Raw genomic sequence first — 22549 nt, 5'->3', positions numbered from 1 at the left:
GCGGACAGGGTGACATGTTCCTCTGCGCGATTCGGGACGGTCATTCCCGGAAAGTGTTGGGCTACAGTGTGTCCGACCACATCGGTGCCGACATGGTCACCGCGGCCATCGAAGACGCCGTCACCGCTCGCCGCGGACGCGCGCGCGGCACCATCCTGCATTCGGACCGTGGCGGGGAATTCACTGCCCACTTGACCGCGAAGGCATGTTTCCGCCACGGGCTGCGCCGATCGATGGGCGCGTCCGGCATCTGCTGGGACAACAGCCCCGCCGAGTCGTTCTGGTCGACGTTCAAACACGAACACTACTATCGACACGTCTACGCTACGAAGCCCGAACTCGTTGCCGCGGTTGACAAGTGGATCAGCTTCTACAACACTACGCGGCGACACTCCGCGATCGGGATGCAAAGCCCCGACAATTTCGAGAAGTCACTTCACGCGGCTGCCTGACAGCGCACAAGCCCCCCTGTCCACCATTTGGGGGGAACCTCAGAACGCCCTGTTCGCCTACATCGACGGCTGGTACAACTCCCAGCGCATCCAGAAGAAGCTGGGCTGGCGATCACCCGACGAGTTCGAAGCCGGTTACCATCAACAGGTTCCAGCCGGAACCAGATAATCCGCTCTCCGGATTAGCGGGGGAACCTCACGTTGCCTCGCCCTGACCTCGTTGTAAGGCAACATATCCAGCCTGGATCGCGTGCAACTCCGCGATCACCGGCTGGAACTCATGCCCGGTGACTTGCTCCTCGAACACGTACAGCCGCTTGAAGATGGCCTGATTCTGGCCTGCCGTGCAGTGCCGACACGACACCCCTCTGCTGGAGCCTGAGGGTATCGCCCACCCGACGTGTATCAGGCATCGCACGAGCTCGTCGGGGCAATTGCACAGGTGCAGAAGACCACCGATAAAGCTGTCCGCAGCATTGGCGATTTCATGCATCGTCATTACAAGCCGGACGGGACTGAGGCTGTGCGTGAAACCCCCATGCTGACAGCGTGGTTCGTGCGCGGAACGGGAGCGCCCGCCCACCAAAATCGCCCAATCCTCCACCGCCACATGAGCTTTCGGCGCGACCATCCTCACCGACAATCCCGAGTCGGACGCCGACCTGGACCTGAAGGTGCAGTGGACGATTCGGGTGATCATCTCGCTGTTCACCGTCCCCGCGGGCAGCCCCCTGATTCAAACCAGTTCGAAGTCGTAGGCGCCCTCACTCGGTGCTGTGACTCCGATCAGAAGGGTGACGGTCGCCGGGTGAGCTACGTGGGGCCGGTGCCGCGCACGGGACTGATGTGATCACCGCGCGGCAACGCAGGGTGGCTTCGTGAATTCCGCCGAGCGACAACCCTTCCCCTTCGGCAGCGGATCAGGTCAACGTCACTGACAGAACTGGACGGTATCCTGAAGGTCGCGAGGGACTGACCGGGTAACAAGCCTGTCAGGAGCTTTTATGTCCGAACGCCCTCGTATTCAACGCGACGCCACCGACACGGGTGCTGGAGACGCGTTGCGACGCCTGCTGGCCGAGCCGACGATATCGATTCCTGATGCGGCCAGACTCCTCGGGATCGGACGTTCCACCGTCTATGCCGCAGTCAAATCGGGTGAGCTACCAGCTATTCGGGTCGGCCACCGAGTGCGCATACCGTCCAAATGGATTCGCGAGGCACTACGTGTCGATGACGAACCGGACATCGGCACACAGTAGAGCTTCTTCGACCGGCCGACGCAGCATTCCGCCGTCCGCCGCCGCGCTCGTTGACCACGCAGCGCAGATCCTGCGCCCAGCGACGGGAAAGTCTCACTTCCGCTCGGTCGAAGGGTAATCCCGCGGCCTCATACCTGTCCCCGCGAACGGACAGCGAGGCGAAACAACGGCACGCGACCTTGCGTGTTGGTGCACCCACACTCCTACCCCTTCCGCAGATCGTCGATGTCTCCGAGCTCCGAAATGCTTGCACCCAAACGCAATTCGCCAATCCGGCTGGTCATTCGAACGGACGCCAGCCTGAGTCGACACCGCCGATCTACCCCGCAATCCACCTGCACAGAGGAGGCCCAGTATGCCCGGCACACAACCGGCACCGAGAAGGAGACGCCGGGCCGAGCCGATCAACAAGCACGTCGCGAAGAACGGCACGGTCACCTATCGGTTCCAGGTCGACATCGGAACAAAGCCCGACGGTACTCGCAACCGGCAGCAGTCCACCTATCGGACCTTGGCCGAGGCACGGCGCGAATATCGCCGGATCACAACAGAAGTCGCGCGCGGAACCTACACCCAGCTCACCGACATCACCGTCGAGGAAGCGTGCGACCAGTGGCTGGCCGATCGTCGCAGAATCCGGCGGAACTCACTGGAGCGCTGCCGCCAAGACCTGAAACCGGTACGCCGCCGACTCGGCAGTAAGGAGCTGGCGCACCTCACCAAGCAGGACGGGGATGCTCTCGTGGAGTGGATGCTGACCGCGGGACGGCGCTCCCCCCGGCAGCCTCGGCCCGACAGCCTGGTGTCGCAGGTCGCAGCGGTGATCGCACGCCACCCGGAAGGCATCTCGACCGCAGAACTCAAGGCCGAGTTCGGCAGGGACGTACATCACTGCCTCGCCGGCCTCGTCCGGGCGGGCCGGGTGACCCGCCCTCGACGGGCTGTCTACGTGCTGGCGCCACCGCCCACCGCGGTGGCGCCTCGGGGCGTCAAGCCGGTCACGGTCAGGTCGACGCTGACGACCTTCAGCATGATGGTTCAGTCCTATGTCGATCAGGGTGCTCTGCCGCGCAACGTCATTGCACTGGTGGACCGGCCAGCTGACGACATCGCCGACATCGATGACGACGAAACCAACGCGAAGTCTTGGACCATGAGCGAGGTCGAAGTCTTCCGAGCTGCGATCGCCAGCGAGCGCCTGGCCGCGTGCTGGCTGATGTCGTGTTACGGGATGCGCCGCTCGGAAGTGCTGGGCGTGCGGTGGCACCGGTTCGATGCCACCGCGTTGCGGGTGCGCCGGGAGCGGGTCGCCATCGGCAGAGAGACCGAGGAGAACTTGCCCAAGTCTCGCCGGAGCCGTCGCGATCTTCCGCCGCCCCCAGATCTGAAGGCCGCGCTGCGCGCGTTGAAGACCCGGCAGAAAGCGGAGTGCCTGGCCACGGGTGCATCCTGGTCCGACGATCGCCTGATCGCGGTGCACGAAGACGGGAGCCCGGTCCAGCCCGACTGGTATTCCGCCGAGTTTCAGCGAATTCGTAAGCGCACCGGACTGCGCCGAATTCCGTTGAAGGGGCTGCGGAACACGTCGGTGTCCCTGATGTTCGCCTCGGGTATCCCAGTGCACATCGTCGCAGCGTGGCACGGCCACGATCCAGCCATGTCGTTGAGCATCTACTCCGACGCCCATCCTCACGAGTTGAAGGCGGCCGGAGCCGCTCTCTTCGGATCAGAAGGTGGACGCAGACCACGGCCGGTTGGCAAGCTCTAGGCAAGCGGGAGCGCCCCGAGCCTCCCCCAGAAGGCGGAAAATCACTCCCGACCAGGCGCGATCGACTGGAATTACTTCATCGACCACTACATCACCGCCGTGCTCTATCCGCGCAGCGCCCTGGAGGAGGTGCGGGTGATGGTGGTGATCTGTGTCGTCGTGTCGTGGGTGGGTCTGTATCTGCTGTCGCGGCACCGGGCCGCTACGCAGCGGTCCTGATCGCGCGGATTGGCGTGATAAGAGCGGCAGTCAGGGCGAGTGCCGTCGCGATCAGCAGGGCCAGCAGCGATTTCGCCGCATCCGCCGGGGACCAGCTCGCGGCCTCGATGGCCGGTTGCAGGGCGGTGGTGGGCAGGTAGGGCTGCACCGATGGCACGGCCGACACCAGCAGGCAGCCCACGTAGACCACGGCGGTCACCCCGGCGGCGATACCCGCCGAGCCGAACCGCGCCGCCAGGGCCGCGGCGAACACCGCGAACGACACCACCGCGAGGGCTTGCACCGCAAGCGAACCCACGGCCGGACCCAGCGGGTAGGCCCCGAACAGTGCCCAGCACTCGTACAGCGCAACCGCGGCCCCGATCGAGGCAGCCGTGGCGATCACAGCTGCGGCGACCAGGATCCGGGGCAGATAGAGCCGCACCGGCGAGATCTCGCGACTGAAGTAGTAGATCCCGATCGGATCGGTATTGCGCAGGGCGCATGCCTGCGCGGCCAGGATCATGGCCACCGCCGCGACCAGCAGGCCGGTGTTCTTGACGTACTGCTGCAACCCGTCTCGCCAGTCGGGCACGCGCAGCAGCTGAATCTCCGAGGAGCGCCCGATCAGATCCGGCAGGTACTTCGCCCCGAGCAACGAGACGAATCCGAACAGAACGAAGGCGGCCACCAGGGCGACCAGCCGCCGCGTGCGCAGCCACCGGTACCACTCGACCCGGAATACGGTGCGGTTCATGGCTTCTCCCCGATGGCAGTGAAGAACGCGTCGGTCAAGGTCGGACGGGTGATGCGGATGTCGTCGAGCCGGCCGCTGTTCGCGGACGCGTCCGCCAGCGCCGGGCCCCACTGCGGCTGCTCGGCCTCGATGATCCGGCCGTCGGTCATGGCGATCCGCAGGATCGGCGCGGCGGTGTGCTCATCCAGGAACTCCCCTGTCTCCCCGGCGAAGACGGCCCGCCCGCGATGCAGGACCAGCAGCCGGTCGGCGAGATCCTCGACATCGGCGAGCAGGTGGCTGGAGAACACGACCGTCATCCGACTGCCCAGGTCCCGGATCAGCCCCAGCACGGCGGCGCGGCCTTCGGGATCCAGTGCGCTGGTGGGTTCGTCGAGAATGAGCACCTCGGGTTCGCGGACCAGCGCCGCGGCAATTCCCAAGCGCTGCAACATGCCCCGCGAGAACCCTCCGGCGCGCCGGTGGGCGTGCCGTTCCAGGTCGACGGCCGCGAGCGCGGCGTCGGCGGACCACGCACCGGTTCCGCGGGCCGGTCCGATGGCCATGGACTGTTCGAGGACCTCGCGCGCGGACAGCCAGGACTCGAAACCCGGTGTGTCCGGGCAGTATCCGAGGGCGTCCAGCCCGATCGGCACCCGCACGGCACCGCCGGTCACCGGTTGCAGGCCCAGCACGGTCCGGATCAGCGTGGTCTTGCCCGCGCCGTTGAGTCCGATCAGCCCTACCACCCCGGGACCGTCCACGGTCCAGCTCACGGTGTCCAGGGCGAGGAAGTTGCCGAAGCGCACCGACACATCGGTGACCTCGAGGTGGGGCTCAGCCACGGATCGTGTCACCGTCCCGGCCGACGATCAGGTAGATGATCCCGCCGAGCGGAATGCTGATCAGGCAGATGATCGCCCACGCCCATTTCGGCAGGTACTTCACCCGCGTGCGGGACAGGTCGTACCAGCAGAAGCCGACGAAGCCGATCCCCACCACGATCAGGGGCACCAGTGCGGCTACCGGAATGTTGGACACCGCGATTCCTCTCCTCAGCGCGAGCGCGTGATTGCTACCAGATATGCGAACATTATCAATCCCGATAGCAATGGTGCTAGTGTCCAGCCGTGGAATCCGTCGAACTTCTGCTGCACCCGGTTCGGCTGCGGATCGTGCAGGCATTCCTCGGCGACCGGACCCTGACCACGAGCGAGCTCAATGCCGAACTGGGCGATGTTCCGCCCGGCAGCCTCTACCGGCATGTCGCCAAGCTGGTCTCCGCCGGCGTCCTCGACGTCGTCACCGAGCGCCGCGTGCGCGGCACCGTCGAACGCACCTACCGGCTACGCCTGAGCGCTACCCAGATCACCCCCGACCAGCTCGACGCCATGAGTCCCGAGGACCACCGCCGCGCCTTCATGGGCTTCGTCGCCGGGCTCATGGCCGACTTCGACCGGTACCTCGACGGCGGCGATATCGATTACCTGCGAGACGGAGTCGGCTACCGCATGGCGGGTCTGTGGCTCGACGATGCCGAATTCGCCGACCTCGTCCGCGATCTGGGCCGCGTGCTGGCCCCGCGCCTGGCCAATGCCCCCGCGCCGGGCCGGAGGCGTCGCATCCTGCGCACCATCCTGGTCCCCGACTCCCCTACCCCCGGAGGCGAAACCGCTTCGGGCCCGGCATAATCGCGCTGGCCCGTCACAGCGAACGAAGGGGAATCAATGGGTGGCACATCGATCGGGTCGATCTTGCGCGAGCGCGTGGTGTATCCGGTGCGCACGGCCGTCAGCACCGTGCGCGGACTCGGAAACTTCACGCGCACCGGTCAATTCGGCGATGGCCGCGAGGCCGCCGTGCGCGACCACGTCCTCGCGAACGCCGAGCAGGGCGATCCGGAGAGTGTGCTGGCGACCATCGACAAGTTCGCCCGCACCCGCAGCAACCTGGTGAACGTCGGGGACGAGAAGGGCCTGCTGCTGGATGCCGCTGTGCGCAAAGCGAATCCGAAGCTGCTGCTCGAACTGGGCACCTATGTCGGCTACAGCGCGGTCCGCACCGCCCGCACCATGCCGGAGGGCGCGCGCCTCGTCTCCGTGGAGTTCAGCGCGGCCAATGCGGAGGTGGCCCGCGCCATCATCGCCCACGCCGGGCTGACGGAGCGGGTGACGGTGGTGGTCGGCACCATCGGCGACGGCGGCGAGACCATCCGGCGGCTCACCGAGGAGCACGGAATCACTGAGGGCACACTCGATTTCGTCTTCGTGGACCACGACAAGTCCGCGTACCTGGCCGACCTGAAGCACATTCTCGCGGCGGGCTGGCTGTACCCGGGCAGCATTGTCGTCGCCGACAATATGCGCGTCCCGGGCGCTCCGGACTACCTGCAGTACATGCGTGAGGCCGAGGGCAAGACCTGGCGCACCGTCGAGCACGACACCCACATCGAGTACCAGTCGCTGCTCAAGGACCGGGTACTCGAGTCGGAATACCTGGGCTGAGAAGGCTGGAACACCTGGGCCGAGACTGTTTCTCGGCCCGGGCACGGGTTCAGCGACGCCGCAGCGTCACGGGCAGATCGTCCTTCGGCAGCGGCGTCGCACTCATGTCGAGGGGCATGACGTAGTCCTGCGGCACCTCCCATTCGAAGGTGTGCAGCAGCTGGTGCACGATCGTCTTGATCTCGAGGCCCGCGAAGTGCTGGCCGAGGCACTTGTGCGCGCCCCCTCCGAACGGGGCCCACGCCACCCGGTGCCGCTTGTGCTCGGCGCGTTCGTCGGAGAAACGCTCGGGATCGAATTCCTCGGGGTGCGACCACATATCGGGGCGGCGGTGGTTGACGCTGATCGGGACGACGACGAAGGATCCCTTCGGCACGAAATAGCCGCACACCTCGGTGTCCTCCTGCACCGCCCGCGGGAAGATCTGCACCGGGGTGCACAGCCGGGTGGTTTCCTTGATGATCCAGTCGAGTTCGGTCAGCTCGGCGAGCTCGTCGTAGCCGAGTTCGAAGGGCATCTCCAGTGAGCGCGCTCGCGCGCGCTTCTGCCATTCCGGGTATTTGGCCATGTTGTAGACGACCCCGGAGAGCGTGGTCGTGGTGGTGTCGTGGGCGGCGGCCAGCAGGAAGATCATGTGGTTCACGATGTCCTGGTCGGTGAACCGATCGCCGTCGTCACCCGCGGCCTGACAGAGCATGGAAAGCAGGTCGGTGCCCGGGTTTTCGCGGGCGGCGACAATGCGGTCGGCGAGGAAGGCGGCCATGGTCTTGCGGGCGCGCATACCCCGCCACCAGCGGTTGCCGGGAATGGCGACGCGCACCATCGCGCCGCCGGCCTGCAGGATGTCCATGGTGGCGCCGCAGATGCGCTCGGCCTCGTCGCGCGGCAGGCGCGCGCCCATGAAGACCTCCAGCACGATGTCCAGGGTGAGCCGCTGCAGGTGCTGGTGCATGAGCACCGGATTGCCTTCGGCCACACTGCCTTCCGGCAGCTTGCTCAGGTGGCGGTCGGCGATCTCGTGCATATCCTTCAGATACGACGTGAGGGCGCCGCGACCGAAGGCCTGCTGCATGATCGAGCGGTGGCTGCGGTGCTCGTCGAAATCCAGCCGTACCAGACCCCGGTCGAAGAACGGTCCCTGCAGCGGCGCCCACGCCGGACCGTTGGCGAACACCCGGTCCTTGTTCAGCAGGATGCGCTGTGCCGCCTCGGGGCCACCGGCGATGATCCACTTGTCGCCGAACATGTTCAGGACATAGAGCGGGCCGTAGGCCGCCTCGTCCTCGAAGGCGGCCCCGGTGGGGTCGCGACGCTGCCGCTGCAGCTGGGCGATCCAGTGCGTCGCGGGCCCGCTGATCTGCTTCAGATCACTGCCCTCGGGCGGAGCGGCGACGAATTGTGTTCTGGGCATTGAGAACCCCCTCCTGCTACGAAGACGCAACGGAGGAAGCTACCCGCACGAAGACGGGGTGCTCAACTCGAGCGCCCCGGAACCGCCGCGGCCAGCGCGCGGGTGATCAAATCGCCTATCGCGGGAAGGTTTTCGGGCAGATCCAGATAGAAGTGGCCACCCGGGAAGGTGGCGAGGTCGAATCCGGCGGTGGTGTAGTCGCGCCACTCCCCCGCCTGCGCGGCCGAGGTGGTCGGATCGGCGGAGCTGACCAGCGCGGTGATCGGCGCGCGCAGCGGCGCACCGGGCTCGTGCCGGTAGGTCTCCACCGCGCGGTAGTCGCTGCGCACGGCCGGCAGCACCAGCTCGGCCAGACCGGGCTCGTCGCGCAGGATCCGCACCGACGCCGGATCGTTCGACAGGCGTTCCAGATCGGCGATGAGGCCCTCGTCGGGTCCGGCGTGCAGGCTTCCGGTCTCGGCGAAAGCCGGTGCGGGACGGCCGGAGACGAACAGGTGGGTCAGCTCGCGCCCGCCCGCCTCGACCCGGCGGGCGGCCTCGTAGGCGACGGTCGCGCCCATGCTGTGCCCGAAGATGGCCAGGTGCACGTCCCGCGGCCAGGCCAGCAGGTCGGCGGCGGCCCGGTCGGCCAGTTCGGTGAGCTCGGGCACCGGCGCGTCGCCGAGGCGGTCCTGGCGGCCGGGGTACTGCACGCCGAACACCGCGGTACCCGAGCCGACGCGCTGGGCCAGCGCTCGGTAGACGGTGACCGAGCCGCCGCCGGGCGGGAAGCAGACCAGCACGGTTGCGGGGCCGGGAGCGGATTTCAGTTCGCGCAGCCAGGCGGTTCCGGTGAGTCGTTGGGCTGTCATCCGATCGAGTATGCCGTGAGATGTGCCACCGTGGTCGGACCCGGTGCCGGCGATACAGTCGGATGGTGGCTACCTACGAAGCGCTGGTCCGTGAGTACGAGGCCGGAATCGGCGTCCCCGGCGCACCGCTGCCCGCAGTCGATCCAGGTGCGAATCTGGCTGCGACACTGCCGGTCTGGGCGCTGGCGGGCGGGGCGGTGGCGGCCTTCGCCGCGGCGGCCGATCGCTGGCGGGCCACCTGCGGCGTGGCGCCGCTGGGCGGTACGGTCGACCCGGCCCGGGTCGCCGCGGCCTTCTCGAGCGAGCGCCTGTTCCGGCTCCACGGCGAACCGCCGGACATCTTCGCAGAGTTGTCGGGATTCTTCAGGGCTGCGGACGCATGGGTGCGTACGCACGCCAACTATCCGCATCATCGCGCCCGGTTGCTGGCCGCCGTGGAGTTGCCCGGCACGGCCGGTCGCGAGGATTTCGCCCGGCGCGCAGCGACACTGACGGCGGCGGACATCGAACAGCGGGCCGGCGAGCACGGTGCGATCGCGGTGCGGGTCCGCCCCGAGCGGGAGTGGGCCGACAGCCCGCAGGGCAAGGCCGCCGCCTCCGGCCCGCTCGTCGCCGTGGCCGAGCGCGGCGATCGGGGTGGATTCGAGTGCCCCACTGCCGCAACACAACTGCTCCCGCTGCGCGGGATCCGGGTTCTCGATCTCACCCGGGTGATCGCCGGACCGGTGGCGACGCGGGCATTGGCCCTGCTCGGAGCCGATGTGCTGCGGATCGACCCACCCGGGTTGCCGGAGATCGGCTGGCAGTACCTGGACACTTGTCAGGGGAAGCGCTCCACTGTAGTCGATTTGCGTACCGGACTTCCTGTTTTTCGCGAATTGATCAGCAATGCAGACATAATCATCTCGGGTTACCGACCAGGCAGCTTGGAACATCTCGGAGTACGACCCGGGGAAATTCGCCCGGGAATTGTGCACGGCCGAGTTTCGACCTGGGGCGAACTCGGCCCGTGGGGTGATCGACGCGGTTTCGACAGCATCGTGCAGGCTGCATCGGGAATTTCGCTCATCGAAGGCACACAAGATAATTCGCGTAGCGAATCATCCGTGGGTGCCCTGCCGGCCCAGGCGCTCGATCACGCCAGCGGATACCTGCTCGCCGCGGGCGTGCTCGACGCGCTGTGCGCGCGCCGTGGCGACGGCCTCGGCCGCGATGTCCGGGTTGCCCTGGCCCGCACGGCATCCTGGCTGATCACCGCGCCGGGCCGGACGCCCGCCCACGAACCCGCCGCGGCGCCGGATGCCCGGTACGCACTCACCCACGACGCGGTGACCACCGCCGGACCCGCGCTGACCGAGTATCCGGACCATCCGTGGCCCGCTCCGGCCCACGGTTCGAGTGCTCCCGAGTGGAAAGCCCGACCGGACGGTTCGTAGCGCGCGCGAATGTATACAACGCGCTGCACGCACACCCGCAAGTGCATCAGCGAATTAGGCGAATTGGCTTGCAATACAGCGCTTTCAACACGCCGGACTTATCCCACGCCCGGCGTTAATATTTGAGACCCTGAAACCGACATCAAAATTGTCGACCCGTATGTCGACATGCGGATGGAGGACGTCATCGTGGATACACCTACTCCCTTGCTCACCGCCGCCAGCGACGCCGGCGCCATCTCGGTGGGGAGACGGGAATGGGCCGGATTGGCGGTGCTGGCGCTGGCCTGCCTGGTGTACTCGATGGACCTCACCGTCCTGCACCTGGCGGTCCCCCAGATCAGCGAGATACTCCGCCCCACGAGCTCCCAATTGCTCTGGATCATCGACGTTTACGGATTCATGGTCGCCGGGTTGCTGCTCACCATGGGCACCATCGGCGATCGCATCGGCCGACGGCGACTACTGATGGTCGGGGCGGCCGCCTTCGCGGTGATCTCGGTAATCGCGGCCTTCGCGCCCTCGGCGCCGGTGCTGATCGGCTGCCGGGCCCTGCTCGGCGTCGCCGGGGCCACCCTGGCGCCGTCCACACTCTCGTTGATATTCACCATGTTTCGCGATCCGGGCCAGCGCTCCATCGCGGTCGGGGTGTGGGTGGGGTCCTACTCGGTGGGCGGCTCCATCGGGCCGCTGGCGGGCGGCATCATGCTCGAGCACTTCTGGTGGGGCTCGGTGTTCCTGCTCGCGGTGCCCGTCATGGTGTTGCTGATCGTTCTCGCGCCCCGCGTGCTCCCCGAGTTCCGCGATCCCGACGCCGGCCGCCTGGACCTGGTCAGTGCCGGATTGTGCACGACGGCAGTGCTCTTGGTGGTCTTCGGCATGAAGAAGGCCGCCCAGGACGGCCCCGGCGCGGCCGCGGTCTCGGCGTTGGTGGCCGGCCTCGCGATCGGCGCGCTCTTCGTCCGGCGGCAGCTCAGTACCAGCGAACCCATGCTGGATCTGCGGCTGTTCCGGCTGGGCAGCTTCCGCACCGCGCTCACCATCAATATGGTCGCGATCTTCGTGGCCTTCGGGTACGCCCTGTTCGTGGGGCAGTATTTCCAACTGGTGCTGGGCATGTCGCCGCTGCGGGCGGGTCTGGCCACCATCCCGGCGGGCCTCGGCTTCATGATCGGCTCGCAGGTGGGCCCGCGCATCATGAAGGTGATGCGGCCCGCCTACATGATCGGCGGGGGCATGGCCATGGCGGCGTGCGGACTGCTGCTGCTCACCCGGATCACCGCGACCGGCGGCGTGGAGCTCACCATCGCGGCATCGCTGCTGGTGTCCTTCGGGCTGGCACCGGTTTTCGGCATCACCACCGAGCTCATCGTGGGCACCGCGCCTCCGGAGCAGGCGGGCGCGGCCTCCGGGCTCTCGGAGACCGGGGCCGAATTCGGTGGGGCGCTGGGAATCTCCATTCTCGGCAGCATCAGCATCGCGATCTACCGCAACCAGCTCAACACCACACTGCCCTATGGGGTGCAGGAGCCCGATGCCCGCGCCGCCCGCGACACCCTGGGCGCGGCACTCGAAGTCGCCCGGACCATGCCGGGGAAGGTGGGCAGCGCCATGGCCGAGGCGGCCAAGCACGCCTTCCTGACCGGCATGCACCTGACCGCCGCCATCGCGGCGGGCGCGGCGCTACTGCTGGCCGTCATCGCCATGACCCGGCTGCGGCACGTGCCGCCGGGCTGAGTTCACCCGGCCGGCCGGACAGTGAGGTCATCTGCCCCGGATGGCTTCGATGGCGGTCACCAGCGAATCACCGTCCAGCAGTTCGGCACCCGGCGCGATCATCTTCTGGATGGCGAGGCCCTGGAACAGCAGGAACAGCAGCTGCGCGACCGCCACCGCCTGCTCGTCGGTCAGATCCGGGTGCGCCGAGTGGACGGCCGCGGCGATTTCCCGATGCGCGACCGCGCTGGCCTCGGCCATGTAGACCTGCCGCGCGGGATCGCGCGCGATCTGGATGCCGTTCTCGGTGCTCAGCAACAGGCCGTCGCGATTGCGCTGCACCACATCGACGAAGCCGTTCCAGATCGCGGCCAGCGACTCCCACAGCGTGCGGCCCTCCCCCGCGTCCCGGATGGCGGCCTCCATGTCGTCACCGATCTGGGTGCCGACGCCCATCGTGATGGCCTCGGTGACCAGCTGATCCTTGGAACCGAAGTGATAGCCGATGGCAGCCAGGCTCACCCCGGCGGCAGTGGCGATGTCCCGGGCGGTCACCTTGGCCAGGCCGCGTTCCAGGACGGCCTTGCGGGCGCCCGCCAGGAGGTCTTCTCGATTTCCCATGGAACCACCCTACCAACGTCTTAGACGAACGTTCTAGACGGGCGTTTCACAAGCTGACGAGACCGGCGCATCCTCCGCGCGGGGCCCCGGCATCGATACGGCTACCCTCGAACGCGTGCGGCAGAAGATCCTCATGGACAACGACACCGGCATCGACGACTCCCTGGGCCTGCTCTACCTCCTCGCCTCCCCCGAGGCCGAGATCGTCGGAATCGCCTCCACCGCGGGCAATGTGCCCGCGCCGCAGGTGGCCGCCAACAATCTCGCGCTGCTCGAGCTGGCGCGGGCCCCGGAGCTCGAGGTTGCCCAGGGCGCGCTGACACCGCTGGCCGTGCCACTGCGCACCACCGAGGACACCCACGGGCCGCAGGGCGTCGGCTACGCCGAGCTGCCGCCGACCACCCGGACGCTGTCCGGCCGATCCGCGGCCCAGCTGTGGGTGGACCTGGTGCGCGAGCATCCGGGCGAGATCGTCGGGCTGTGCACCGGGCCGCTCACCAATCTCGCCCTGGCGCTGCGGATGGAACCCCAACTGCTGCAGCTGCTCCGGCGCCTGGTGATCATGGGCGGCGCGTTCAACCATCCCGGCAACACCACCCCGACCAACGAGTGGAACGTCCACGTCGATCCGGAAGCCGCCAAGGAGGTGTTCGACGCCTTCTCCGCCGCGCCCGCCGACCGCCGGCCCATCGTGTGTGCGCTCGACATCACCGAGACCATCGAGATGAAGCCCAAACACCTGGCGCTGCTGGCCGAACGGGCCGGGAGCACACCGGTGGAACACGTCAGCGAGAACGATCCGCCCGAGGCGCGCTCGGCGGCCAGCAATCCGCTGGTGCGGTACCTGACCGATGCGATCCGCTTCTACTTCGACTTCCACAAGCTCTACGACCAGGGGTATCTGGCGCACATGCACGACCCGTTCGCGGCTGCCGTGGCACTGGACCCGAGCCTGGCCGTCACCAAGCCGGCGACCGTGGACGTGGAGCTGACCGGAACCATCACCCGCGCCACCACGGTCGCCGACTGGGCGGGCATGTGGGGGCGGGAACCCAACGCCGACATCGTGATCGGGACCGATCCGGAGCTGTTCTTCGAGCGGCTCGTCGACCGGGTCGGGGATTACGCGCGAACCGTGTTCGCGGAGGGAGATTCGAGCCGGTGACCGACGAGCAGGACCTCGACTACGTCACCGATTTCCATACGCGGCTGGGACTGCCCGGAATCATCGATGTCCACACGCATTTCATGCCCGAACAGGTGCTGCGCAAGGTGTGGGGTTACTTCGATTCGGCGGGGCCACTGCTCGGCCACCGCGAGTGGCCGATCACCTACCGCGCCGAGGAGCAGGTGCGGCTGAAGACCCTGCGCGGCTTCGGCGTTCGCGCCTTCACCTCGATGGTCTACCCGCACAAGCCGGAGATGGCGGCCTGGCTCAACGACTGGTCCGGCGATTTCGCCGCCCGCACCCCGGACTGCCTGCACACGTCGACCTTCTACCCGGAGCCGGGCGCGGCCGATTATGTGCGTGCCGCGATCGAGTCGGGGACGCGAATCTTCAAGCTGCACATCCAGGTCGGGAACTATCACCCGGCGGATCCACTGCTGGACCAGGCGTGGGGCCTGGTCCAGGAGGCGGGCATCCCGGTGGTCACCCACTGTGGATCCGGTCCTGCCGCCGGGCGATTCACCGGTCCCGAGCCGATCGCCCAACTGCTCCGGCGGTTCCCGCGACTCCGTCTGATCATCGCGCACATGGGGGCGCCCGAGCACAGCGAGTTCCTCGACATCGCCGCGGACAACCCCAGAGTTCTCTTCGACACCACCATGAACTTCACCGACTTCTTCGAAGCCGGCGACCCCTTCCCGGCCGCCGAGCTGCCGCGCCTGCGGGACTTCGGGGATCGCATCCTGTTCGGCAGCGACTTCCCGAACATTCCCTATTCGTACGGCCATGCGCTGTTCGCTCTGGAACGGCTCGGTCTCGGTGACGACTGGCTGCGGGCGGTCTGTTACCGCAATGCGGCGGACCTCTTCGGCATCGGATAGCTCACCGGGCGCGACACTCCGGGTTTCGACGATACGCGCAAGGCCTTCCGGCGCATGGGTCTGACACGATGAGACGCTGTGGTCGGTGTCGGCTGAAACTTAATGGAAGGCGGGTCGGTCATGCGATTGGTCGCGGACATCCTGGTCGGATTGCTCGCCGCGCTGCACGTCTACATCCTGATCATGGAGATGTTCCTGTGGACCACGCCGCGGGTGCGCGCAGGCTTCGGCGTCACGGCCGAGTTCGCCGAGCAGTCCAAGGTGTTCGCCGCGAATCAGGGGCTCTACAACGGTTTTCTGGCGGCGGGGCTGATCTGGGGTCTGATTGCCGCCGATCCGGTGGGGCAGGCCGCGAAGATCTTCTTCGCGGCCTGCGTCGTGGTGGCCGGACTCTATGGTGGGGCCACCGCGAGCCGCCGGATCTTCGTCGGGCAGGCGCTGCCCGGCGCGATCACGCTGATCGCGGTCCTACTGGCCGGGTAGCGCCGCGGCGCTGAGCGCGATCTTGGCATTGCGGCCCGGGCGTTCGCTCGCGGCCGCGGCCTCGGCGGCCTCCGCGAGCGGGTAGGTGGCCTCGATGGCCAGGTCCAGTTCGCCGCGGGCGGCCAGGGTCACCAGCTCGGTGATGAGGCGGCGGCGTTCGTCACCGCCGATCTCCTCGGCGCGCTTGGAACCCCAGAAGCCCTTCACCACGGCCTGTTTGAAGATGATCGGGCCGGGGTTGAGCACGAGCGGCTGGCCCGAGAGCGCGCCGAAGGTGATGAGCTCACCACGCGGGCCGAGCACCGACAGCAGGTCATCGGCAGCCGGCCCGCCGACCTGGTCCACCGCACGGGCGATGGGTTCGCCGCCGGTGACCTCCGCGACCTGCTGCTGCCAGTCCCCCGACTCGGTCTCGAGCACCGGTTCGAAGCCCAGCTCCCGCAACGACTTCGCGGCCGCCGCGCTGCGCACCAGGTTCAGGACGTGGACGCCGCGGGCGCGAGCGAGCTGGTTCACCAGTCGTCCCACCGCGCCATTGGCGGCATTGATCGCGATCCACTGGCCGGGCTCGACATCGAGATCCTCGAGCAGCATGAGTGCGCTCAGCGGCATGGCCAGCAGCTGACTCGCAGTCGCGTCGGACACCGTATCCGGCACCGGGACGATCCCGGCCGCCTTGGCCACGAAATACTCCGCCCAGGCGCCCTGCACACCCGAAACCGTCACGCGCTGACCGATTTCCAGGCCGGTGACCCCCGGGCCCAGGGCATCGACGCGACCGACGGCCTCGGTGCCCGGGATGGCGGGCAGCTCGGGCCGGTAGCCGTAGACGCCACGGATGATGGCAAGGTCGTGATTGTGGATCGGGGCCAGCGTGGTCGCGATCCGCACCTCACCCGGCCCGGGCTCGGGCACCGGCCGCTCGGCCGTGGTCAGGACCTGCTCGGGCTCGCCGAACTGTTCGATGATTACCGCACGCATGCTCATCCTCCTCAGTCTTCGACCACGATGACGTCGACCTCGATATTGCCGCGAGTGGCATTGGAATACGGGCACACCTGGTGAGCCTTGTCCGCCAGCGCCTGCGCCTCGTCCAGGGGCAGGTGCGGCAGCGACACCTCGAGGGTAACGGTCAGGCCGAACCCGCCGGCGTCATTGGGGCCGATGCCGACCTTCGCGCCCACGGCCGAGTCGTCCACATTCGCCTTCAGCGACCGCGCCACGGTGCGCAGTGCCGAGTGGAAGCAGGCCGCGTAGCCGGCGGCGAAGAGCTGCTCCGGGTTGGTGCCGAGGCCGTTGCCGCCCATCTCCTTCGGAATCGAGAGCGCGGCGTCGATCTTGCCGTCGTCGGTGCGGACCTGGCCGTTGCGGCCGTCTCCGGTGGCGAGGGCTTCGGCGGTGTAGAGCACGTTCATCAGGGGGTTTCCTTCGATCGGGTGTGGGCGGTGAGAGCTTCGGTGAGTCGGTGCAGGGTTTCCCGCAGTTGGATCAGTTCCTCGCCGGGCAGGCCGGCGATGTCGGCCGATCGCGCCGGGATCCGGCATGCGGCCGAACGCAATTCGCGTCCGCGGTCGGTCAGCGTGATCTCCACGCGGCGCTCGTCGACGGTCGAGCGGCGGCGTGCCACGAAGCCCGCCGCCTCGAGCCGCTTGAGCAGTGGCGACAGCGTGCCCGAGTCCAGTTCCAGGGCCGAGCACAGATCGCCGACGGTGCGGTCGTCGCGCTGCCAGAGCGCGAGCAGCACCAGGTATTGCGGATAGGTGATGCCCAGGGCGTCCAGCTGGGGCCGATACATGGCGGTCATGGCCCGGGACGCCGAGTAGAGCGCGAAGCACAGCTGGTTTTCCAGCGCCAGCTCATCGGTCATGTCCAATACGGTAGCCAGCAATTAGATTGTGCACAATCTATCTGACCGTCTGCTGCGTCACACCCGCCGATAACATCGCCCGCGACCGGCCGCAGGGCGGGTTCCGATCATCGGGAATTTCGCTCGCGGACAGGCGGATTCCCGGACACCACTGCTAGAACGCGTTCTAATATGGGCACACCGAACCAGTGGGGAGTTGCGATGACGCACGAGGTAGTGAACCGGGTCGCAGAGCTGTCGGACCAGTTGGCGGCGACCGCCGAGGAGACCGAGCGGCTCGGCAAGCTCTCCGACGAGAGCGTGAAGCTGATCCGTCAGGCCGGGGTGATGCGGCTGCTGCAGCCCGCAGATTTCGGCGGGTACGCCGCGCATCCCCGGGATTTCGCCGAGGCGGTCATGGCCGTGGCCCAGCACTGCGGGTCCACCGGCTGGGTATGTGGCGTAGGCGGCGTGCACCCGTGGGAGATGGCGCTGATGGACCGGCGGCTCCAGAACGAGGTGTGGGGCGAGAACCCGGACACCTGGATCGCCTCACCGTATGCCGCCCAGGGCGTGGCGACGCCGGTCGACGGCGGATACACCCTGCGCGGTCGCTGGAACTTCTCCTCCGGCACCGATCACTGCGACTGGATCTTCCTGGGCGCGCTGCTCGGTGACGCCGACGGCAGTCCGGTCATGCCGCCGACCGTCCTGCACGTGGTGCTGCCGCGCAAGGACTACACGATCGTCGACGACTCGTGGGATGTCATCGGGCTGCAGGGCACCGGCAGCAAGGACGTCATCGTGGACGGCGCGTTCATCCCGGCCTATCGGACCATCGAATTCGATGCCGTCGCGGCCGGTGAGATCGCGGCCGAGCACGCGGGCCGCACCGAGACCGTCTACCAGCTGCCGTTCTGGGCCATGTTCCCGCTGGGGATCACCTCCGCGGTGATCGGCATCGCCGAGGGCGCGCTCGCGGCGCACCTGAACTATCAGCGCGACCGGGTCACGGCCATGGGCACCAAGATCAAGGACGATCCGTACGTGCTGTCGGCCATCTCCGAGGCGGCGGCCGATATCGCGGCCTCGCGCACTCAGCTGCTGGACGGCATCAGCCGCCTCTACGACCAGGCCGAGGCCGGGAAGACCATCACCTTCGAGGATCGTTCCCTGGTGCGCCGCAATCAAGTTCGCTGCGCCTGGCGGGCGGTGTCGGCGGTGGACGAGATCTTCGCCCGGTCCGGCGGTAACGCGGTGCGGCGGCAGAACGTCATGCAGCGGTTCTGGCGGGACGCGCACGTGGGCCTGCAGCACGCCATCCACACGCCCGGATCGCTGTACCACTCGACGGCATTGACCATCATGGGCATCGAGCCCGAGGGTCCGCTGCGCGCCATGATCTGACAACCGCCGGGTCGGCCCGGCACGGTTTCCGCGCTGGGCGGCCACGCCTCCAGGCCGTTCCGATGGGTGATGCTACGAGTTTGCTACCAAACGATTTCTAGAAGGATGCAATCACGTCACCGCAGGACATTCCATAGACCAACACGCACGGTTATGTCTGGAAAATAGCCTCAAAAGCGACATACTCGCTGTCATGCATCGGCTGTCACGCTACCTCGTCGCCCTGATCGCCACATTTGCTGCCCTTGTGCCCGTCACCGCGTCGGCCGACCCCGGCGAGAGGGCTTCCATCGTCGACGTGCGCCCGCTGGGCGGCCGCCAGTACGAGGTCACCGTCTACTCGGCGGCCATGAACCGGACCATCCCGGTGTGGGTTTCACACCCGGACGGCCCCGCGCCGGCCCTGTACCTGCTCAACGCGGTGGACGGCGGTGAGACCGGTGGCCCGTGGACCAATCGCACCGATGTCGCCCAGTTCTTCGCCGACAAGCCGGTCAATGTCATCACCCCGATCGGCGGCCGTGCCAGCTTCTACACCGACTGGGTCGCCGATGATCCGACACTGGGCCGGAACCAATGGTCCACTTTCCTCATTCACGAATTGCCGCCGCTGCTGGAATCGCGATTCGCGATGACGGGGCGGAATGCCGTCGCGGGCGCATCGATGTCGGCCACCTCCGCACTCAACCTCGCCATCCAAGCACCCGGTATGTATCAGGCGGTGGGTTCCTTCAGCGGTTGCCCGCGCACGGCGGACGCGGCGGCGCGGACCTATGTGCGATCCACGCTCGAGCTGTTCGGCGCGAATGCCGCCAATATGTGGGGCGGCGACGACAATCCGGCCTGGAGCGCCCACGACCCGGTTCTCAATGCGGATCGACTGCGCGGTGTGGCGCTGTACATTTCTTCGGGGAATGGCATTCTGGGCGTTCATGACTCGCTCACCGATCCCAGCATCGGAGGGGATGTCAACGCGCTGACGGATCGGCTGGCCGTGGGTGGGGCTATGGAGACGGTGGTGCGAGGCTGCACGGATTCGCTTGTCGGTGCGTTGAGTTCGCTGGGGATTCCGGCGCAGGTGGTGTATCGGGATGGGACGCATGCGTGGCCGTATTGGCAGGACGACATGCATGATTCTTGGCCGCTTTTCGCGGGGGCTCTGGGAGTTTAGGAAGAGAAGAAGTAGGTGGGGGAAATGAAGTGAAAACCATTCTGCCGCAGTTCAATTCGGTGATATTCGACCGATTGCCGCGGTAGAATGGGGGTATGAATTGGGGCGGGCAGATCATCGATGACATCACCGCGGTGGACGCGGTCGGTGTGGTGGGTGACGCGCTCGATGTGCTGATTCAGGATTCGCTGGGGCCGATCGGTGATGACGACCTGCTGGACGTGATGCGGGAATGGGAAAGCCACCGCCGTCGCATGGCCGCGTTCGAGCACAAACTGATTCGTGAGGTCGAGAACCGCAACCTGCCCGAAAAAGCCGGGGTGAGGCAGACCTCGACATTCCTCGCTCACACCCTGCGCCTGGGACACGCCGAAGCCCGCGCGCGATGCAACCACGACGCGCTGGTAGCGTTCCTGCGCCCGGAAATGGGCCCGACCACACTGGGCAAACACCGCGGCCTGCCGGTCTCCACGATCATCACCATGTCGTTGGCCGAGGTCGAAGCCGCCGCCGGGATCGCCACCACCGCCTCCGGCGGCGCCATCCCGCTGACAGAAGCCCTGCAGTTGGCGCAGCGGCTGGCGTTGATCGCCACCGAACGCGGCTGCACCCGACCCGGCTGCAACGCCCCCGCCACCATGACCGCCGTGCACCACATCACCGAATGGGCCCACGGCAGCCCCACCGACATCGACAACCTCACCCTGGCCTGCGATGCCTGCCACGCGATGATCCACGACGGACCCGGCGGCTGGAAAACCGTTGTCATGCCCCCGGATTCCGAACACGCCGGACGCACCGGGTGGATCGCGCCACCGCATATCGACCCGTCCCGGACCCCGCAGGTCAACGACCGCCACCACGCGGGTGAGTTGATGGCCGCCAAGCTGGCCCAGATCCGCGAACGCACCCGCCCACCGGTGCGGTGGTGGTCACGCCCCTAACCCTCGTCGAGCCTCACCGAAGGTGGGGTCCTTCGGACTGCCTGCACCGCCCGCGGCCTCGGCCACCACGCCGCACTACCGTGACCAGGTAATTTCCAGTTCCTGGAGATCAAAGCCCTGGGGGAAGTGGGCGGTCCGGGGTTCGCCGGGGTGGCCGCCGTGGCGCTCGTAGAAGGCGATAGCGGGTGTATTGGCCTGGAGGACTTCGAGGTAGACGGGGCGGCCCGGGTATTCGGCAGCGGCCCATTCGAATCCGTGGTGCAGGAGGCGGGAGCCGATGCCGCCTCGTTTGAGGGTCGGGCCGACGTGCAGATTGTCGATGAGAATGCGGCCGTCCGCGCGGGGTGCCAGGTAGATGAATCCGAGTAATTCCGAGCCGGATTCGGCGATGAACAGGTCACCTTCGGACCGGTCGCCGGTCAGGCGGCTGTGCCAGAGCGCCTTGTGGTCGTCGGTCAGCGCACCGTTCAGGTAGCTCGCGGGCATGATGCTCGCGTAGGCGGTGCGCCAGCTGGCGGTGTGCAGCGTGGCGACCGCTTCCGCGTCGGATTCGGTACCTGGTCGGATCCGGATGTCCATGGGGCTCAGGACCGTTCGTCGAAGGCCCGGAGGATTTCTTCGGCGGCGAGGGCTGGGGTGAGCGAGCCCTCGCGGACCTGTTTTTCCACCTGGGCGCGCAGGGCCTTGACGTTCGGGTTCTCGGTGAGGCGGCGGAGCAGGTTGTCGTGGACCATGGTCCAGGTCCAGTCGACCTGCTGGCGACGGCGCTTCTCGGCGAACTCGCCTGCTTCGGTGAGGACGCGGCGGTGGGTGAGGACCGTGTCCCAGAACGAATCCAGTCCGATGCCGTTCAGGCCGGACATGGTGAGAACCGGTGGACGCCACAGGGATTCGCGCGGGTGGATGAGCCGCATGGCCCCTTGCAGCTCCCGCGCGGCGGCCTTGGCCTCCAGCTCGTGGCGGCCGTCGGCCTTGTTCACGGCCACCAGGTCGGCGAGTTCGAGGACGCCCTTCTTGATTCCTTGCAGCTGGTCGCCGGTGCGGGCCAGGGTGAGGAAGCAGAAGACATCGACCATATTGGCGACGGTGACCTCGGACTGGCCGACACCGACGGTCTCCACCAGGATGACGTCGTAGCCTGCCGCCTCCAGCAGCACGATGGTCTCGCGGGTCGCTTTCGCCACGCCGCCGAGGGTTCCGGCCGTGGGGGACGGCCGGATGAAGGCGTCCCGTTCCACCGACAGTCGCGCCATGCGGGTCTTGTCGCCGAGGATCGAGCCGCCGGTCCGCGTCGAGGACGGGTCCACGGCCAGTACCGCCACGCGGTGGCCCTGGCCGATGAGGTACATGCCCAGCGCGTCGATGAACGTCGACTTGCCGACGCCCGGAACACCGGTGATGCCAACGCGATTGGACACCACCTTGCCCGCTTCGGGGGTCAGCCGCAGCAGCAGCTGCTGGGCCAGGTCCCGGTGGTCGGTGCGGGTCGATTCGACCAGGGTGATGGCGCGGGCCAGGCCGGCCCGCTCCCCTGTCCGGACCTGCGCGGCCAGTTGGTCGACGTCGATCACCCGGCGCGCCACCGGAGTGGCGGGCTGGGCGCCGGGGCTGGGCGTTTCTGCTCCGGCGGGGCCGGAGAGGCCGACGCCGGCGGTGGTGCCGAGCCGAGGGTGGATTCCGCCACCCTCGGTCCC

Annotated in this window: 26 protein-coding genes; 14 read left to right on the top strand and 12 right to left on the bottom strand. The window is 67.5% G+C overall.

The window, feature by feature from the left end:
* Positions 1-14 precede the first annotated feature (14 nt).
* Positions 15-452 (top strand): transposase, encoded by a 438-nt coding sequence (locus ACFXHE_RS32905; RefSeq protein WP_379388529.1) that lies wholly within the window; start codon positions 15-17, stop codon positions 450-452.
* Between the two features lie 196 nt (positions 453-648).
* On the opposite strand, the gene ACFXHE_RS32900 is transcribed toward ACFXHE_RS32905, so the two are convergent.
* Positions 649-1083: a hypothetical protein gene (locus tag ACFXHE_RS32900; protein WP_379388509.1), complete on the bottom strand. Its 435-nt coding sequence runs from the start codon at positions 1081-1083 to the stop codon at positions 649-651.
* Positions 1084-1456: 373 nt separating this feature from the next.
* Between ACFXHE_RS32900 and ACFXHE_RS32895 the strand changes: the two genes are divergently transcribed.
* The 3 genes from ACFXHE_RS32895 to ACFXHE_RS32885 all read left to right on the top strand — a co-directional run bounded on the left by ACFXHE_RS32895 (position 1457) and on the right by ACFXHE_RS32885 (position 3701).
* Positions 1457-1714: a helix-turn-helix domain-containing protein gene (locus ACFXHE_RS32895; RefSeq protein WP_379388508.1), complete on the top strand. Its 258-nt coding sequence runs from the start codon at positions 1457-1459 to the stop codon at positions 1712-1714.
* A 355-nt stretch (positions 1715-2069) separates the two neighbouring features.
* On the top strand, positions 2070-3482 hold the full coding sequence (locus tag ACFXHE_RS32890; protein WP_379388506.1) for a tyrosine-type recombinase/integrase: 1413 nt from the start codon (positions 2070-2072) through the stop codon (positions 3480-3482).
* Positions 3483-3542: 60 nt separating this feature from the next.
* Positions 3543-3701: a DUF2784 family protein gene (locus tag ACFXHE_RS32885; RefSeq protein ID WP_379388528.1), complete on the top strand. Its 159-nt coding sequence runs from the start codon at positions 3543-3545 to the stop codon at positions 3699-3701.
* On the opposite strand, the gene ACFXHE_RS32880 is transcribed toward ACFXHE_RS32885, so the two are convergent.
* The 3 genes from ACFXHE_RS32880 to ACFXHE_RS32870 are packed head-to-tail and all read right to left on the bottom strand — an operon-like array spanning position 3685 to position 5457.
* The gene (locus ACFXHE_RS32880) at positions 3685-4437 is read right to left on the bottom strand and encodes a hypothetical protein (protein ID WP_379388504.1); all 753 of its coding nucleotides are present in this window, start codon (positions 4435-4437) and stop codon (positions 3685-3687) included. The two genes, ACFXHE_RS32885 and ACFXHE_RS32880, sit on opposite strands and share 17 nt — an antisense overlap.
* Positions 4434-5261, bottom strand: a complete 828-nt coding sequence (locus ACFXHE_RS32875; protein WP_379388502.1) for an ABC transporter ATP-binding protein — start codon at positions 5259-5261, stop codon at positions 4434-4436. The genes ACFXHE_RS32880 and ACFXHE_RS32875 overlap by 4 nt, the downstream gene beginning before the upstream one ends.
* Complete coding sequence (locus ACFXHE_RS32870; RefSeq protein ID WP_379388500.1) at positions 5254-5457, bottom strand: PLDc N-terminal domain-containing protein; 204 nt, start codon at positions 5455-5457, stop codon at positions 5254-5256. The genes ACFXHE_RS32875 and ACFXHE_RS32870 overlap by 8 nt, the downstream gene beginning before the upstream one ends.
* An 89-nt stretch (positions 5458-5546) precedes the next feature.
* Between ACFXHE_RS32870 and ACFXHE_RS32865 the strand changes: the two genes are divergently transcribed.
* Complete coding sequence (locus ACFXHE_RS32865) at positions 5547-6107, top strand: helix-turn-helix domain-containing protein (RefSeq protein ID WP_379388499.1); 561 nt, start codon at positions 5547-5549, stop codon at positions 6105-6107.
* A gap of 36 nt (positions 6108-6143) precedes the next feature.
* On the top strand, positions 6144-6920 hold the full coding sequence (locus tag ACFXHE_RS32860) for an O-methyltransferase (RefSeq protein ID WP_379388497.1): 777 nt from the start codon (positions 6144-6146) through the stop codon (positions 6918-6920).
* 49 nt (positions 6921-6969) lie between these two features.
* Here the strand turns inward: ACFXHE_RS32860 and ACFXHE_RS32855 are convergent, their stop codons facing one another.
* Both ACFXHE_RS32855 and ACFXHE_RS32850 read right to left on the bottom strand, forming a co-directional pair.
* Positions 6970-8331: a cytochrome P450 gene (locus ACFXHE_RS32855; RefSeq protein ID WP_379388495.1), complete on the bottom strand. Its 1362-nt coding sequence runs from the start codon at positions 8329-8331 to the stop codon at positions 6970-6972.
* 62 nt (positions 8332-8393) lie between these two features.
* Positions 8394-9182, bottom strand: coding sequence for a thioesterase II family protein (locus ACFXHE_RS32850; RefSeq protein ID WP_379388493.1), 789 nt, complete (start codon positions 9180-9182; stop codon positions 8394-8396).
* A 65-nt stretch (positions 9183-9247) separates the two neighbouring features.
* On the opposite strand from ACFXHE_RS32850, the gene ACFXHE_RS32845 reads away from it, so the two are divergent.
* A complete protein-coding gene (locus tag ACFXHE_RS32845; protein ID WP_379388491.1) occupies positions 9248-10618 on the top strand; it encodes a CoA transferase in 1371 nt (456 codons plus the stop codon).
* A gap of 168 nt (positions 10619-10786) precedes the next feature.
* A complete protein-coding gene (locus ACFXHE_RS32840) occupies positions 10787-12355 on the top strand; it encodes an MFS transporter (protein WP_379388489.1) in 1569 nt (522 codons plus the stop codon).
* 27 nt (positions 12356-12382) lie between these two features.
* On the opposite strand, the gene ACFXHE_RS32835 is transcribed toward ACFXHE_RS32840, so the two are convergent.
* Positions 12383-12955 carry a TetR/AcrR family transcriptional regulator gene (locus ACFXHE_RS32835; protein ID WP_379388487.1) on the bottom strand — a complete coding sequence of 191 codons (573 nt, stop codon included), beginning with the start codon at positions 12953-12955 and terminating at the stop codon, positions 12383-12385.
* 133 nt (positions 12956-13088) lie between these two features.
* Between ACFXHE_RS32835 and ACFXHE_RS32830 the strand changes: the two genes are divergently transcribed.
* From ACFXHE_RS32830 to ACFXHE_RS32820, 3 genes are all read left to right on the top strand, one after another.
* Positions 13089-14120, top strand: coding sequence for a nucleoside hydrolase (locus ACFXHE_RS32830; RefSeq protein ID WP_379388526.1), 1032 nt, complete (start codon positions 13089-13091; stop codon positions 14118-14120).
* A complete protein-coding gene (locus tag ACFXHE_RS32825) occupies positions 14117-15004 on the top strand; it encodes an amidohydrolase family protein (protein WP_379388485.1) in 888 nt (295 codons plus the stop codon). The genes ACFXHE_RS32830 and ACFXHE_RS32825 overlap by 4 nt, the downstream gene beginning before the upstream one ends.
* A 120-nt stretch (positions 15005-15124) precedes the next feature.
* Positions 15125-15487 carry a DUF1304 domain-containing protein gene (locus ACFXHE_RS32820; protein WP_379388483.1) on the top strand — a complete coding sequence of 121 codons (363 nt, stop codon included), beginning with the start codon at positions 15125-15127 and terminating at the stop codon, positions 15485-15487.
* Here ACFXHE_RS32820 and ACFXHE_RS32815 read toward each other — a convergent pair.
* The 3 genes from ACFXHE_RS32815 to ACFXHE_RS32805 are packed head-to-tail and all read right to left on the bottom strand — an operon-like array spanning position 15473 to position 17354.
* Entirely contained in the window at positions 15473-16468 is a 996-nt protein-coding gene (locus ACFXHE_RS32815) for a zinc-binding dehydrogenase (RefSeq protein WP_379388482.1), read from the bottom strand. The genes ACFXHE_RS32820 and ACFXHE_RS32815 overlap by 15 nt on opposite strands.
* An 11-nt stretch (positions 16469-16479) precedes the next feature.
* A complete protein-coding gene (locus ACFXHE_RS32810) occupies positions 16480-16902 on the bottom strand; it encodes an organic hydroperoxide resistance protein (protein WP_379388481.1) in 423 nt (140 codons plus the stop codon).
* Positions 16902-17354 carry a MarR family winged helix-turn-helix transcriptional regulator gene (locus ACFXHE_RS32805; RefSeq protein ID WP_379388479.1) on the bottom strand — a complete coding sequence of 151 codons (453 nt, stop codon included), beginning with the start codon at positions 17352-17354 and terminating at the stop codon, positions 16902-16904. The genes ACFXHE_RS32810 and ACFXHE_RS32805 overlap by 1 nt, the downstream gene beginning before the upstream one ends.
* Before the next feature lie 201 nt (positions 17355-17555).
* Here ACFXHE_RS32805 and ACFXHE_RS32800 point away from each other — a divergent pair, with 201 nt between their 5' ends.
* The 3 genes from ACFXHE_RS32800 to ACFXHE_RS32790 all read left to right on the top strand — a co-directional run bounded on the left by ACFXHE_RS32800 (position 17556) and on the right by ACFXHE_RS32790 (position 20855).
* Positions 17556-18740: an acyl-CoA dehydrogenase family protein gene (locus tag ACFXHE_RS32800; RefSeq protein WP_379388477.1), complete on the top strand. Its 1185-nt coding sequence runs from the start codon at positions 17556-17558 to the stop codon at positions 18738-18740.
* 193 nt (positions 18741-18933) lie between these two features.
* On the top strand, positions 18934-19911 hold the full coding sequence (locus tag ACFXHE_RS32795; RefSeq protein WP_379388475.1) for an alpha/beta hydrolase: 978 nt from the start codon (positions 18934-18936) through the stop codon (positions 19909-19911).
* Between the two features lie 95 nt (positions 19912-20006).
* Complete coding sequence (locus ACFXHE_RS32790; protein WP_379388473.1) at positions 20007-20855, top strand: DUF222 domain-containing protein; 849 nt, start codon at positions 20007-20009, stop codon at positions 20853-20855.
* A 75-nt stretch (positions 20856-20930) separates the two neighbouring features.
* Here ACFXHE_RS32790 and ACFXHE_RS32785 read toward each other — a convergent pair whose 3' ends face one another.
* Both ACFXHE_RS32785 and meaB read right to left on the bottom strand, forming a co-directional pair.
* On the bottom strand, positions 20931-21434 hold the full coding sequence (locus tag ACFXHE_RS32785) for a GNAT family N-acetyltransferase (protein ID WP_379388471.1): 504 nt from the start codon (positions 21432-21434) through the stop codon (positions 20931-20933).
* 5 nt (positions 21435-21439) lie between these two features.
* Positions 21440-22438: a methylmalonyl Co-A mutase-associated GTPase MeaB gene (gene meaB / locus ACFXHE_RS32780; RefSeq protein ID WP_379388524.1), complete on the bottom strand. Its 999-nt coding sequence runs from the start codon at positions 22436-22438 to the stop codon at positions 21440-21442.
* Positions 22439-22549 lie beyond the last annotated feature (111 nt).

The sequence above is a fragment of the Nocardia sp. NPDC059229 genome (genome assembly GCF_042754165.1).
Lineage (GTDB): Bacteria > Actinomycetota > Actinomycetes > Mycobacteriales > Mycobacteriaceae > Nocardia.
The sequence above is the reverse complement of the archived record's forward strand: the minus strand, read 5'-3'. Positions and strand labels throughout refer to the sequence as shown.